Genomic DNA, 13,275 nt, shown 5'->3' with positions numbered 1-13,275 from the left:
TATTACGCGCTGCGCAGGTTTTGCGCCGCCTTAACCATATTCGCCAGCGCCTGGCGAGTTTCCGGCCAGCCGCGCGTTTTCAGGCCGCAATCCGGGTTCACCCATAAACGCTGCGCCGGAATACGCTGCGCCGCTTTTTGTAGTAAAGCCTCAATCCATTCCACGTCCGGTACGTTCGGCGAGTGGATGTCATACACGCCAGGGCCGATTTCATTCGGGTACTCGAACTCTTCAAAGGATTCCAGCAGCTCCATATCCGAACGCGAGGTTTCGATGGTGATCACATCCGCATCCAGCGCCGCAATGGAGTCCATAATGTCGTTGAACTCGCAGTAGCACATGTGGGTGTGGATCTGGGTATCGTCACGCACCACGGCGGCGTTCAGGCGGAACGCTTCCACGCCCCATTCCAGATAGGCCTGCCAGTCGGCACGACGCAGCGGCAACCCTTCGCGCAGTGCCGGTTCGTCAATCTGGATGATGCCAATCCCGGCGGCTTCCAGGTCAGCCACTTCATCACGCAGCGCCAGCGCAATCTGTTTCGCAATGGTTTCACGGCTGACGTCTTCACGTGGGAACGACCAGCAGAGAATGGTTACCGGGCCGGTCAACATGCCTTTAACCGGCTTGTCGGTCAGGGACTGCGCGTACTTCGCCCACTCCACGGTGATCGGCTCAGGACGGCTGATATCGCCAATCACCACCGGCGGCTTCACGCAGCGTGAACCGTAGCTCTGCACCCAACCGTTCTGGGTAAAGACAAAACCGTCCAGATGCTCGCCGAAATATTCCACCATGTCATTACGTTCCGCTTCGCCATGAACCAGCACATCCAGGCCGAGACGCTCCTGCTCAACAATCGCCTGCTTAATGTGTTCGGCAATGCCGGTGCGATAGTTGCTGGCGTCCAGGTTGCCTTTTTTAAAGTCCAGGCGCAGGCCGCGGATCTCAGTGGTTTGCGGGAACGAACCGATAGTGGTGGTCGGCCATGCCGGCAGGTTGAAGCGCGCACGCTGCGCTTCGGCACGGATCGGATAAGCGCTGGCGCGCTGGCTGTACCGGGTGGTAATCGTCGCCAGACGCTCGCCTACCGCCGGATTGTGTACGCGGGCAGAGTGGCGACGCGCCTGGATCGGCGCGCTCCACTCGGCGATTTTAGTGGTGTCGCCGAATTTTAGCGCGTCGCGCAGCAGCGCCAGCTCTTCACATTTTTGCAGGGCGAAGGCAAACCAGCTTTTTACCTCCGCATCGAGACGGGTTTCCACGCTCAGATCGATCGGGCTGTGCAACAGAGAGCAGGAGGATGCCACCCACACGGCACGTTTGCCGACGATATCCTTAATTTGCCCATATTTTTCTGTCAGATCGGCACGCCAGACATTACGACCATTGATCACCCCCGCAGACAGCAACCACTCGGACGGCAAACGCTGATGCAGCTCTGCTACGTCGTCTTTGCCGTGTACCAGATCAACATGCAGGCCCTGCACCGGCAGTGCGGTAATGGTATCCAGATTCGGCGTGACGCCTTCAAAGTAGGTGGTCAGCAGCAGTTTGCTGTTGCCCTGAAGCGCATCGTAAGCCGGTTTGTAGGCGTCCAGCCACGCCTGCGGAAGTTCCAGCACCAGCGCCGGTTCGTCAATCTGTACCCACTCGATACCGCGCTTCGCCAGCGCTGCCAGTACCTGCTGATAAACCGGCAGAATGTCATTGAGCAGCGACAGGCGATCAAACTGTTCGCCCTTCACTTTGCCCAGCCACAGGTAAGTAATCGGCCCCAGCAGTACCGGTTTGATGTGATGGCCCAGCGCCAGCGCTTCGTCCACTTCATCCAGCAACTGAGTCCAGGTCAGTTTAAACTGCTGGCCTTTAACGAACTCCGGCACCATGTAGTGATAGTTGGTGTTAAACCACTTGGTCATTTCCGCTGCCGCTGCCGGTTCACCGGCAGGCGCGCGGCCACGGCCAATACGGAACAGGGTGTCGATATCCACGGAGCCGTCTTTATTCTGGTGGCGCGCCGGCACGTTGCCCAGCAGCAGGCTGGTGGTGAGAACATGATCGTACCAGGCGAAGTCGCCCACCGGCAGCAGATCCACCCCTGCCGCTTTTTGCTGCTCCCAGTGACGGGCGCGCAGCTCGCGGCCCACCGCCAGTAATTCTTCACGCGTGCTGTTACCTGCCCAGTAACTTTCTTGCGCTTTTTTCAATTCGCGACGCAGGCCAACGCGAGGGAAACCGAGGATGTGATTGTAGATTGTCATTGTTTTGCCTCTTAAATTTGATTTTCAATCCGAAGGATTTCGGATTCAGGTAAGGCGGCGAGTTCGTGGATCCCCGGGAGCTTACTGAAGTCAGTGGCCAGGGTGAGCGAGCGCAGCCAACGTACCATAAATTCGAAATACAAAGGATTTAGCCATCCAGATGTTTACACATCCATAATCAGCAGTTACTGTATATTCCTCAAGCGCAAATTCCTCATGGCAAAGTGAAGGACTTTCATGATCGAAATTAAACACCTTAAGACCCTGCTGGCCCTGCAGAATTGCGGTTCACTCGCCGCCGCCGCGGCCACACTGCATCAGACGCAATCTGCTCTCTCTCATCAGTTCAGCGATCTGGAGCAGCGTCTCGGGTTTAAGCTATTCGTTCGTAAAAGTCAGCCGCTGCGCTTTACCCCGCAGGGGGAGATCCTGCTGCAACTGGCGACTCAGGTGCTGCCGCAAATCAGCCGGGCATTGCAGGAGTGCAATGAACCGCAGCAGTCCCAGCTGCGGATCGCGATTGAGTGCCACAGCTGTATTCAGTGGCTGGCCCCGGCGCTGGAGAATTTCCGCAAGCAGTGGCCGCAGGTAGAGATGGATTTCAAATCAGGCGTTACGTTCGACCCGCAACCCGCGCTTCAGCAGAGCGAACTGGACGTGGTGCTGACGTCCGATATTCTGCCGCGCAGCGGGCTGCACTATTCGCCGATGTTTGATTTTGAAGTACGTCTGGTGCTGGCGACCGATCATCCGCTGGCTCGCAAACCCCGCATCACGCCGGAAGACTTTTCCGGAGAAACGCTGCTGATTTACCCGGTGCAGCGCCAGCGCCTGGACGTGTGGCGTCATTTTCTGGAGCCGGCAGGCGTCAGCCCGTCATTGAAAAGCGTTGATAACACACTGCTGTTGATTCAGATGGTGTCAGCGCGAATGGGCATCGCCGCATTGCCGCACTGGGTAGTGGAGAGTTTTGAACGCCAGGGTCTGGTGGTAACCAAAACCCTGGGCGAGGGATTGTGGAGCCGACTGTACGCGGCGGTGCGCGATGGCGAGCAGCGCCAGCCGGTTATCGATGCGTTTATTCGCTCTGCGCGGAACCACGCATGCGATCATCTGCCGTTTGTGAAGAGCGCGGCGCGACCCAGCGTCGATGCACCCACAACGAAGCCATTATCACCGACCCACCGATAATAAAACTCGGCCAGTGGGGTTGCTCTTGCCAGATGGCGAGGTTAACCAGCAGCCCCGCCGGGACATGTACGTTGTTCATGATGCCCAGTGTGCCGGCATCGACCTGCGTTGCCCCATAGTTCCACATAAAATAGCCCAGCCCGGACGCCACAACGCCCAGCCAGACCAGTACGCTCCATTGCAGCGTGGTGCCAGGCAGTTTGTCGGGATTGCCTAACGCCAGCCAGGCGATGCCTGCGACCGCAAACGCCCCGAGATAAAACCACGAGAACGCGTTGTGTTGCGGCATCGGATGTACTTCCATCAGCCGCTTATAGCCGACCATGCCGATCGCGAAGCTGATATTCGCCAGTTGCACCAGTAACAGCCCGAACCAGAAGTGCTCGCTGAGCTGATCGTAACGAATAATCGCCGCGCCAAGCACTGCCAGCAGCGCGCTGAACGCATAGCCCCAGCGCAGCGGGCGGCGGCTCAGCAGATCGTAAATCAGCGTGATATACAGCGGCGTCAGGACGGTAAACAGCAAAAACTCGGAAACCGTCAGATAAAGATAAGCACGGAAGCTGAACAGGTACATCACGCCCAACTGGAGCGCGCCCACCAGCATATACAGCGCGATAACTTTCGGTTTCAGGCCCTTAAAACGCAGGAACGGCAAAAACACCAGCGCCGCCAGCCCAACGCGCATCAGCACGGAAAAGTAGCTGTCGACATGCCCGGCAAGGTATTCGCCAATCAGACTAAAGGAAAAGGCCCACAGAATAGTGGTGATAATGAGTAGCGGCACAATGTTTTCCCCGGGAAGTCCCGTTTCCAGCATAAAACCGCATTGTAGCGACAGTGAACGACGTGAGCTTGGGTATTTAGTTGACGAGTGGTTAAACATGAACCACTCGTCATCCGTATCGCTTACGCTTCGTGAAGGAATAAACGGCGCAGATAGTGCGGGACCGCATTTTCACTATTGGTGCCAATCACTTCCAGCGTCGGCAGCAGATCTTTCAGCCGCTGGTGCGCGTTGGCCATAATGCAGCCCTTACCCGCCATCGACAGCATTTCGGCGTCGTTCATCCCGTCACCAAAGGCGATGCACTCTTTCAGGGAGTAGCCCATGGCTTTGGATACCGCCTCCAGCGCATGACCTTTAGAAACGCCGCCCGCCATCACCTCCAGGCAGGTTAACGTTGAGAAGCTAACGTTAACCCGATCGCCCCAGCGCGCATTAATCGCCTGCTCCAGCGGCAGCAGTTTTTTATGGTCGTCACAGGTGAAGAACACTTTGCTGATGCCTTCCGGCTCCAGCACGCCTGGCTCAAACAGGGTGTATTTAAACACGGCCTCGCGAAAGTACTTCATCTCGTCCGGGCGATGGCGGTTCATAAACCAGTCATCGTTACGATACACGTTGGTCACGATGTCCGGGTTGGTGTGCACCACGCCAAACAGATCGGCGGCGATATCGCGATCCAGGTTGTGGCTGAACACCAGATTGCCATCGGTATCATGCACCCGCGCGCCGTTGGAGGTGATCATGTAGGCCTTGATTTCAAGGTTATCGCGGATTTGGGCCACGTCGACATGGTGACGCCCGGTCGCAAACACAAAGTTAATGCCGCGAGCCGTCAGCAGTTTCAGCGTCTCTTTCGCGAAAGGCGACAGGGTGTGGTCAGGAGATAAGAGTGTACCGTCTAAATCAGACGCAACGACCTGATACATAAAAATAATAACCTCTGGTTGGTAACAGGCGGCCTGACCGCCAGTAATTAATCATGCGCATCGAAAAAGTCGACGATGGCATTCAGCGCCTCGGCGCGCATAGCGTCCTTTTCAAACAGGATCTCATGGTACGCACCGTTGATGACGAAAGGTTTATCCCCCCAACAGGGATGGCCCGCCGCGGCCCGAATGTCACAGAAGCGATCGTGCATGCGGTTATCCACCACACGTTCTTCTTCTGCCTGGAGAAGCAATGTCGGCGTGGTCATCGCAGTGGCCCCTGCTAAAACCTGCTCTCCGGCAAGGATACCTTCCCTTACCCAATGGTATGTCGGCCCGCCTACGCGCAACGTGGGTTCATCGGCGTAGAAACGGAGATTGCGGCGATAGCGCTGCCGACTGTGGGTCAACACGTTAATCGCAAACGGCAACGCGCGCCAGCGGCCAGTGCCAATAGCATAACCTTCCCGGATACGCTGGTGACCTTCCGCCCAGTCAAGGATTTGGCGCACCATCCAGTCGGGCAGACGCAGCACAATACCAAACATCGGCGCGCAGAAGGCGATGGCGTCAAACGCGTCCGGCCGACGCTCTAAAAACAGCGCGGATATCGCGCCGCCCATGGAGTGCGCCAGCACGTAGCGCTTGCGCCACGGGCCGTCCCTGATTTCCTGTTCCCAGAACAGTTCCAGATCGTCCACATAGTCGCTAAAGCGCACCACGTGCCCGCGATGGGTATCGGACAACATCCGCCCGGAGCGCCCCTGACCGCGGTGATCGATAATTAATACATCATAGCCGCAATGGAACAGATCCCACGCCAGCTCGGCATATTTGACGTAGCTTTCGATACGGCCAGGACAAATCACCACTACCCGATCGTGGTTGGCCGCGCGAAACCGCACAAAGCGCACCGCCACGCCATCCACACCGGTAAATTCATCTTCTTCGCGCTGCTGCCAGAAAGCCGTGAGCGGGCCCATGGTAAAAGCGGCAAACGCTTTTTCCCGGGAATACCATCCATTTTTGTGCTCAATCATGGGATGCCCTGCCCTGACTTTACGGAGTGAATACCTGTGAAAAATGCGGCTTCTTGCTTTGTTTGCGCGGCCAGCGAGTCGGCTACTTGAAAGATAGAAGGTATAGCGTATTGTGACATAAAAGCGCTTATTCAGGGAGTTTCCCATGTCGTTCGAATGGTGGTGTACCTATCTGCTCACCACAATCATCCTCAGTCTTTCCCCCGGTTCCGGGGCCATCAACACCATGAGTACGGCGATGAGCCACGGCTACCGCGGCGCGGTTGCGTCCATCACTGGCCTACAGCTCGGCCTGGCGATCCACATTGTACTGGTGGGAGTGGGCCTCGGCGCGCTGTTTTCCCGCTCCCTGATGGCTTTTGAGATTTTAAAGTGGGCGGGCGCGGCCTATCTGATCTGGCTGGGCATTCAGCAGTGGCGGGCCGCTGGCGCAATTGATTTACACACTCTGGCGCAAAGCCAGCCGCGCCGCAAACTGTTCCGGCGCGCGGTGTTCGTGAATTTAACCAACCCGAAAAGCATCGTGTTTCTTGCCGCGCTGTTTCCGCAATTTATCGTGCCGCATCAGCCGCAGACCGTGCAGTACGCGATCCTCGGCGTAACCACTATTGTTGTCGATGTCATTGTGATGATTGGTTATGCCACCCTCGCCACCCGCATCGCGCTGTGGATCAAGGGACCGAGGCAGATGAAGGCGCTGAACCGGGTGTTTGGATCGCTGTTTATGCTGGTGGGCGCGCTACTGGCCAGCGCGCGCCCGGGTTAATTATCGAGAAATAATCAAATGCAGCCCGAAGCCGGCGAACAGCGCGCCGGCTACGCCGTCGATCCACTTCGCCATTCGCTGGTAGCCGCGACGCATCGCAGGTAAGGCGAACAGGCTGGCGACCAGGGTAAACCAGGCGAAGGTTTCCAGGGCGATCAGCAGGAAAATGCCCCAGCGTTCACCGCTACCGACATTATCGCCAACAAACAGTGAGAACACGCTACCGAAGTAGATAATCGCTTTCGGGTTTGCCAGATTCGTCAGCAGACCTTTCAGGAAGCTGCGTCCGCCGCGCGCCAGTTCAACTTTGGGTTCGTGGGCAGGGGCGTCACTTTTCTTCATCGCGCCGCGCAGCATCTGATAGCCCATCCAGCACAGATACAAACCACCGCCCACCATAATGATGTTATGCAGCCAGGCCATTTTTTCGAGAATGATGTGCAAACCCAGCAGCGCCACGCCGGACCAGACCATTACGCCTGCGGTAATGCCCAGTACGCCGAGCATGGCTTCTTTTCGCGAGCGGCTTACCGCCGTTTGAGAGACAAAGAAGAAATCCGGGCCGGGACTCATGAGCGCCACCAGATGAACCAGCGCCACCGTAAAGAAAAGCGTTAACATGATTGACTCGCAGACAAACAATAAAGAGAGAAACTATCCTGACATGTTTGTCTGGCCTTGACTACTCTTCATCGTCGCCATCCGCATGGCTGCGAATCAGCGCCATAAACTCTTTTCCGAAGCGCTCCAGTTTACGCATCCCCACGCCGTTGACGCTGAGCATCTCGCTGGGGCTGAGCGGCATTTGCTCGGCCATTTCAATCAGCGTGGCGTCGTTAAACACGACATAGGGCGGAATGTTTTCTTCATCGGCAATGGCTTTACGCAGCTTACGCAGTTTAGCGAACAGCTTGCGATCGTAATTACCGCCATAGGATTTTTGCGCCACGCGCGGTTTCAGGGCGATAACGCGCGGTACGGCCAGCTTCAGTTCAACTTCACCGCGCAACACAGGGCGTGCCGCTTCAGTAAGCTGTAACGCTGAATGCTGAGCGATGTTTTGGGTAGCGAATCCCATATGAATGAGCTGGCGAATAATGCTCACCCAGTGTTCATGGCTCTGATCTTTGCCGATGCCATAAACGGGCAATTTGTCATGACCCAAATCGCGGATCCGCTGGTTATTGGCGCCGCGCAGCACTTCAACCACATAGCCCATCCCGAAACGCTGGTTGACGCGTCCAATCGTCGAAAGCGCCTTACGCGCATCCAGCAAACCATCGTACTGCTTCGGCGGATCGAGGCAGATATCGCAGTTGCCGCACGGCTCCTGGCGTCCTTCACCAAAGTAATTCAGCAGCACCAGGCGGCGGCAGGTTTGCGCTTCGGCAAACGCGCCCATGGCGTTGAGTTTATGGCGCTCGATATCCTGAAGTTGCCCTGCGGGTTTTTCTTCAAGGCAGCGGCGCAGCCAGGCCATATCCGCCGGATCGTAGAACAGCATCGCTTCGGCGGGCAGCCCGTCACGCCCGGCGCGGCCTGTTTCCTGATAATAGGATTCGATATTGCGGGGGATGTCGAAGTGCACCACGAAGCGCACGTTCGGTTTGTTGATACCCATCCCGAACGCCACGGTCGCCACCACGATTTGTAAATCATCGCGCTGGAATTTCTCCTGCACCTCGGCACGTACGTTGTTTTCCAGCCCGGCGTGATAGGCCGCCGCGCTGATGCCCCGGCTTTGCAGACGCGCGGCGGTATCTTCGACCTTCGCCCGGCTGTTGCAGTAGATGATGCCCGATTTGCCGCGCTGGTCCTGCACATAGCGCATCAGTTGATCGAGCGGTTTGAACTTCTCCATCAGCATGTAGCGGATATTAGGTCGGTCAAAACTGCTGATTTGGATCAGGGGATCGTGCAGGCCAAGCAGATGCACGATATCGCGGCGCGTCGTCTCATCCGCCGTGGCGGTGAGCGCCATAAACGGCACATTGGGAAAGCGATCGCGCAACTGGCCTAATAAGGCGTACTCGCGACGGAAATCGTGCCCCCACTGCGAGATACAGTGCGCCTCGTCCACCGCCAACATCACCGGATTCCAGAAAGTAAGCTGGTCGAGGAAATTGTCGAGCATCAGGCGCTCAGGGGCGATATACAGCAAACGGATTTGCCCGGTACGGCAACCTGCCATCACGGCCTGCTGCTCTTCACGAGTTTGTGTGGAATTGAGACAGGCCGCCGCCACACCATTGGCCAGCAGTTGGTCAACCTGATCTTTCATCAGTGAAATCAGCGGCGAGACCACCACCGTCAAACCGTTTTTCACCAGCGCCGGGATCTGGTAACACAGCGATTTCCCGCCGCCGGTCGGCATCACCACCAGGCAATCGCGCCCGTCCAGCACGGTATTAATGATGGTTTCCTGGCCAGGGCGGAACTGCTGGTAGCCGAAGGTTTCCTGCAAAACCTGTTTCGCCAGCGACTCCTGATTCATTACTTCTGCCTGCGCCACGCTCACTCCATCACTTAAAATAAAACAGGCGCTATTTTCAGCGCCTGCGGGGGAAACTGCAATGCCCTTAGAACAGATCGTTAAGCATTACGCCCACGCCGAAGCGGGTTTGGTTAAAGTTGTAGTCGATAAGCGACTCGCCATAACCGCTGTACAGCTGAGTATAAAGGCGCACGTGCTTCGTTACCGGATAACTGAAGCCGAGCTCTGCGCCGCCGTAACCGGTATTCCAGTTGTACTGCCCTTTCGCACTCAGGATCGCCTCGCCCAGTTGATAACCGATTTTTAGCTGGTAATAACCCATATATTTGGTGATATCCGGGTTGTCATCGGTGTTACCCATCACGTACCAGGGCTTCACTTCCACCAGCCAGTTGTTGTTCTGCGCCATCAGGCGGGTATAGATTCGGTTCCAGCTACGTGAAGTCGGGTCTGAACGACCGTTGGACTGGTGATTGTAACCAAACTCAACGTCACGCAGCGTCCAGCCGGCAAAATGATAATCGGTGGCGAAGCCTAAGAATGCCTGCGGCTCATAGTTAGTTTCACGGAACGGCGAAGACTCGCCGCTGTTGGAAAGCTGCCACCATGAGCGCTGGGTATAAGAGCCGCCCAACACCGAGTTAGGCCCGAGGATACCGCGCCATAGTGGAAACGCCAGACTTAACTGAAACTTTACTTCATCTTTGCGAGCATTATCGGACCAATTGTAGGTTTCGATTGCTTCTTTATTCAGATCGTCCGTGACCGTGTAGATCAGGTAATTTGACTCATAGGGGTAAAGCGTAAACGGATTATCGTGCTCCTGAAGCATATTCGCGATAATGCTGCCGCGAACCGCGGGCGTATCGTGCACTTCCTGAACAACGGCTTCCTGCGCTAACGCCGCCCCCGGCAATAAACATACGCCCCCAACCCAACCCAGAAATTTGCCCATGTGGCCTGTTCTCCTGAACAAATCAAAAAACCGCTGAATTATTATCCGGATTACATTCTACCTTTTTATTTATCGACTGCTTAGTCCTGGTTTCTGAATCTGGAAAACAACAAAAAATAAGCATAAAATCAACAACAATTTAACAATAAATCCCAATGAGGAAGGAACCGATGTCCCCTACAATTTTGACTAACGAAGCTGCGCTCCAGTTGGTCGGCGAAATTTTTGTTTATCACATGCCGTTCAACCGCACGCTGGGCCTGGAGCTGATGCGCTACGAAAAAGACTATGCGGAGCTTTGCTTTAATAACCAGCCGATGATGGTCGGAAACTGGGCGCAAAGCATTCTGCACGGCGGGGTGATCGCGTCGGCGCTGGATGTCGCGGCCGGTCTGGTATGCGTGGGCAGCACCCTGGCCCGTCATGAAACCATTACCGAAGAAGAGCTGCGCCAGCGTTTATCGCGCATGGGAACCATTGATTTACGCGTCGATTATTTACGCCCAGGCCGCGGCACCCGCTTTACCGCCACCAGCAGCCTGCTGCGCGCCGGTAACAAAGTCGCCGTGGCACGAGTGGAACTGCATAACGAAGAGCAGGTGTATATCGCCAGCGCGACAGCAACCTATATGGTTGGTTAAATAGTATTAGCTGTTAAAATGCATTCACTTTTTGATAACGGGCGTGACTAATGGATGCAAAACAGACGCGGCAAGGGGTTCTTTTCGCCCTTGCCGCTTATTTTATTTGGGGAATAGCCCCGGCGTATTTCAAGCTGATCGACTTCGTTCCCGCCGATGAAATCCTGACTCACCGCGTCATCTGGTCGTTCTTCTTTATGGTGGCGCTGATTTCTGTTAGCCGCCAGTGGAGCGGCCTGAAGCGCCTGTTCGAGACGCCGAAGAAAGTGTTCGCACTGGCGTTAAGCGCCGTGCTGATCGGCGGTAACTGGCTGCTCTTTATCTGGGCAGTGAATAACCATCATCTGCTGGAAGCCAGCCTGGGTTACTTTATCAACCCGCTGGTGAATATCCTGCTGGGGATGATTTTCCTCGGCGAACGTTTTCGCCGTATGCAGTGGGTTGCCGTCGGCCTGGCCGCCTGCGGCGTGCTGGTGCAGCTCTGGACCTTTGGTTCCCTGCCGATCATCGCGCTGGCGCTGGCGTTCAGCTTCGCGCTTTACGGGCTGCTGCGTAAAAAGATTAGGGTGGATGCGCAAACCGGAATGCTGGTCGAAACGCTGTGGCTGTTGCCTGTCGCCGCGATTTACCTGTTTGGCATTGCCGACAGCCCAACCAGCCATATGGGCGCGAATTCCCTGACGCTGAATCTCGAGCTGATGGCGGCAGGTATTGTCACGACGATTCCCCTGCTGTGCTTTACCGCTGCCGCCACGCGTTTACGCCTCTCCACGCTGGGCTTTTTCCAGTACATCGGTCCGACGCTGATGTTTGTGCTGGCGGTGGTGTTTTACGACGAAGTGCCGGGCAAAGACAAAATGGTTACCTTTGCGTTTATCTGGGTCGCGCTGGCGATTTTCGTGATGGATGCGGTGTATACGCAGCGCAGAACGCGCATCGGCAATTAAGCTCCCCTGCCGCCAGGAGAGCCTGAGCGTCAAAGCCAGTTGCGGCGTTTGAAGTAAAGATACGGCGCCAGCCCTGCGAGCATCATGGCGATGATGGCCGCAGGGTAGCCGAAGCTCCAGTGCAGTTCCGGCATAAATTCAAAGTTCATCCCGTAGCTTGAAGCCACCAGGGTCGGCGGCAGGAACACCACGGATACCACCGAGAAGATTTTGATGATCCGGTTCTGCTCGATGTTGATAAAACCCATCGCCGCCTGCATTAAAAAGTTCACCTTCTGAAACAGCGATTCGTTATGCGGCAGCAGCGATTCGATATCGCGCAGGATCTCGCGTGCCTGTTCGAGCTGGCCCCCCGGCAAGCGGGTTTTACGCACCAGAAAATTCAGCGCGCGCTGGGTATCCATCAGGCACAGACGCACTTTCCAGCCCACGTCCTCGAGTTCTGCCAGCGTTGACAGCGCTTCATCATATTCATCGCCCTGATGCCCTTCCATAATGACGCGGCTGAGCTTTTCCAGGTCGCTGTAGATGTTCTCGATCTCATCCGCCAGTTGCTCGATTTTGGTTTCGAACAGGTCGAGCAACAGCTCGTAAGCGTTACCGTCGGTCATGGACTGCGCGCGGGCGCGCATACGGTAAAGCCGGAACGCGGGCAGTTCGCGCTCACGCAGGGTAAACAGGCGGCCATCGCGGATGGTGAACGCCACGGTGGAGTTACCGGCGTGATCGTCGGCATCTTCAAAGAAGAAAAAGGAGTGAATGTGCAGGCCATCTTCGTCTTCAAAAAAACGCGCGGATGCTTCGATGTCTTCCAGTTCAGGACGTGTCGCCAGGCTTTGCCCCAGCTCAGATTGCACCCGGAGACGCTCATCGTCATCCGGTTCGACCAAATCCACCCACACTGAGTTTGTTAAGGTTTGCGCCTCGTCGAGTTCCAGACGAGACAGACGATTGTTTTCCAGTTGAAATGCGCTCAGCATGACCGGGACTCCCAATACAAAAAATCCTGGACAGTTCGGTTGGCACACAGAAACAAAGGGGGTTTCAGACCATTAAACAGCCTGACTCAGCGCGACGGGAGAAATGCAGTCGCTGACAACCGCTAAGGCTATCAGCATACGAGGATAGCCTTAGGAGTTGTTCCTGTTGAACAGGACGGTGAGCCAGCATCTACTGGGTGTGTCCAAGGCGAATGTCCTCTTAGCATAATCGTGGGCGCATGTTACGCCAGCAAAAATTTAGCGTCAACACGCAACGGCGC

At 56.0% G+C, this 13,275-nt stretch carries 13 protein-coding genes; 4 read left to right on the top strand and 9 right to left on the bottom strand.

Features of this window, described 5'->3' with window-relative positions:
* Positions 1 to 2: 2 nt before the first annotated feature.
* Complete coding sequence (metE, locus tag GV764_RS03545) at positions 3 to 2,264, bottom strand: 5-methyltetrahydropteroyltriglutamate--homocysteine S-methyltransferase (protein ID WP_161659008.1); 2,262 nt, start codon at positions 2,262 to 2,264, stop codon at positions 3 to 5.
* Positions 2,265 to 2,501: 237 nt separating this feature from the next.
* On the opposite strand from metE, the gene metR reads away from it, so the two are divergent.
* The gene (gene metR / locus GV764_RS03540) at positions 2,502 to 3,455 is read left to right on the top strand and encodes an HTH-type transcriptional regulator MetR (RefSeq protein ID WP_161659007.1); all 954 of its coding nucleotides are present in this window, start codon (positions 2,502 to 2,504) and stop codon (positions 3,453 to 3,455) included.
* On the opposite strand, the gene GV764_RS03535 is transcribed toward metR, so the two are convergent.
* From GV764_RS03535 to pldB, 3 genes are all read right to left on the bottom strand, one after another.
* A complete protein-coding gene (locus tag GV764_RS03535; RefSeq protein WP_161659022.1) occupies positions 3,343 to 4,242 on the bottom strand; it encodes a carboxylate/amino acid/amine transporter in 900 nt (299 codons plus the stop codon). The two genes, metR and GV764_RS03535, sit on opposite strands and share 113 nt — an antisense overlap.
* Before the next feature lie 122 nt (positions 4,243 to 4,364).
* A complete protein-coding gene (gene yigL / locus GV764_RS03530; RefSeq protein WP_161659006.1) occupies positions 4,365 to 5,171 on the bottom strand; it encodes a sugar/pyridoxal phosphate phosphatase YigL in 807 nt (268 codons plus the stop codon).
* Positions 5,172 to 5,218: 47 nt separating this feature from the next.
* Entirely contained in the window at positions 5,219 to 6,211 is a 993-nt protein-coding gene (gene pldB, locus GV764_RS03525) for a lysophospholipase L2 (protein ID WP_161659005.1), read from the bottom strand.
* Positions 6,212 to 6,356: 145 nt separating this feature from the next.
* On the opposite strand from pldB, the gene rhtB reads away from it, so the two are divergent.
* Positions 6,357 to 6,977: a homoserine/homoserine lactone efflux protein gene (rhtB, locus tag GV764_RS03520; protein WP_161659004.1), complete on the top strand. Its 621-nt coding sequence runs from the start codon at positions 6,357 to 6,359 to the stop codon at positions 6,975 to 6,977.
* Here rhtB and rhtC read toward each other — a convergent pair whose 3' ends face one another.
* From rhtC to pldA, 3 genes are all read right to left on the bottom strand, one after another.
* Positions 6,978 to 7,598: a threonine export protein RhtC gene (rhtC, locus tag GV764_RS03515; RefSeq protein ID WP_161659003.1), complete on the bottom strand. Its 621-nt coding sequence runs from the start codon at positions 7,596 to 7,598 to the stop codon at positions 6,978 to 6,980.
* Positions 7,599 to 7,659: 61 nt separating this feature from the next.
* Complete coding sequence (gene recQ / locus GV764_RS03510) at positions 7,660 to 9,489, bottom strand: ATP-dependent DNA helicase RecQ (RefSeq protein ID WP_161659002.1); 1,830 nt, start codon at positions 9,487 to 9,489, stop codon at positions 7,660 to 7,662.
* A 67-nt stretch (positions 9,490 to 9,556) separates the two neighbouring features.
* The gene (gene pldA, locus GV764_RS03505; protein WP_161659001.1) at positions 9,557 to 10,426 is read right to left on the bottom strand and encodes a phospholipase A; all 870 of its coding nucleotides are present in this window, start codon (positions 10,424 to 10,426) and stop codon (positions 9,557 to 9,559) included.
* 170 nt (positions 10,427 to 10,596) lie between these two features.
* Here pldA and yigI point away from each other — a divergent pair, with 170 nt between their 5' ends.
* Entirely contained in the window at positions 10,597 to 11,067 is a 471-nt protein-coding gene (yigI, locus tag GV764_RS03500; protein WP_125295468.1) for an acyl-CoA thioesterase YigI, read from the top strand.
* Positions 11,068 to 11,117: 50 nt separating this feature from the next.
* Complete coding sequence (gene rarD / locus GV764_RS03495; RefSeq protein WP_161659000.1) at positions 11,118 to 12,014, top strand: EamA family transporter RarD; 897 nt, start codon at positions 11,118 to 11,120, stop codon at positions 12,012 to 12,014.
* A gap of 29 nt (positions 12,015 to 12,043) precedes the next feature.
* Here rarD and corA read toward each other — a convergent pair whose 3' ends face one another.
* Entirely contained in the window at positions 12,044 to 12,994 is a 951-nt protein-coding gene (gene corA, locus GV764_RS03490) for a magnesium/cobalt transporter CorA (RefSeq protein WP_043866157.1), read from the bottom strand.
* Positions 12,995 to 13,144: 150 nt separating this feature from the next.
* Positions 13,145 to 13,201 carry a YsgD/CorL family protein gene (ysgD, locus tag GV764_RS22350; protein ID WP_350029113.1) on the bottom strand — a complete coding sequence of 19 codons (57 nt, stop codon included), beginning with the start codon at positions 13,199 to 13,201 and terminating at the stop codon, positions 13,145 to 13,147.
* Positions 13,202 to 13,275: the final 74 nt, after the last annotated feature.

Origin of the sequence: Atlantibacter hermannii (assembly GCF_009907385.1) — a bacterium.
GTDB classification, from domain to species: domain Bacteria; phylum Pseudomonadota; class Gammaproteobacteria; order Enterobacterales; family Enterobacteriaceae; genus Atlantibacter; species Atlantibacter hermannii_A.
This window is presented reverse-complemented; position numbering and strand designations above follow the sequence as displayed.

What these genes read in the sequence shown, in the direction of transcription:
- corA (WP_043866157.1), bottom strand. Translation starts at nt 12,994, where the DNA reads ATGCTGAGCGCATTTCAACTGGAAAACAATCGTCTGTCTCGTCTGGAA.
- rhtC (WP_161659003.1), bottom strand. Translation starts at nt 7,598, where the DNA reads ATGTTAACGCTTTTCTTTACGGTGGCGCTGGTTCATCTGGTGGCGCTC.
- metR (WP_161659007.1), top strand. Translation starts at nt 2,502, where the DNA reads ATGATCGAAATTAAACACCTTAAGACCCTGCTGGCCCTGCAGAATTGC.
- metE (WP_161659008.1), bottom strand. Translation starts at nt 2,264, where the DNA reads ATGACAATCTACAATCACATCCTCGGTTTCCCTCGCGTTGGCCTGCGT.
- rhtB (WP_161659004.1), top strand. Translation starts at nt 6,357, where the DNA reads ATGTCGTTCGAATGGTGGTGTACCTATCTGCTCACCACAATCATCCTC.
- pldB (WP_161659005.1), bottom strand. Translation starts at nt 6,211, where the DNA reads ATGATTGAGCACAAAAATGGATGGTATTCCCGGGAAAAAGCGTTTGCC.
- pldA (WP_161659001.1), bottom strand. Translation starts at nt 10,426, where the DNA reads ATGGGCAAATTTCTGGGTTGGGTTGGGGGCGTATGTTTATTGCCGGGG.
- yigI (WP_125295468.1), top strand. Translation starts at nt 10,597, where the DNA reads ATGTCCCCTACAATTTTGACTAACGAAGCTGCGCTCCAGTTGGTCGGC.
- yigL (WP_161659006.1), bottom strand. Translation starts at nt 5,171, where the DNA reads ATGTATCAGGTCGTTGCGTCTGATTTAGACGGTACACTCTTATCTCCT.
- rarD (WP_161659000.1), top strand. Translation starts at nt 11,118, where the DNA reads ATGGATGCAAAACAGACGCGGCAAGGGGTTCTTTTCGCCCTTGCCGCT.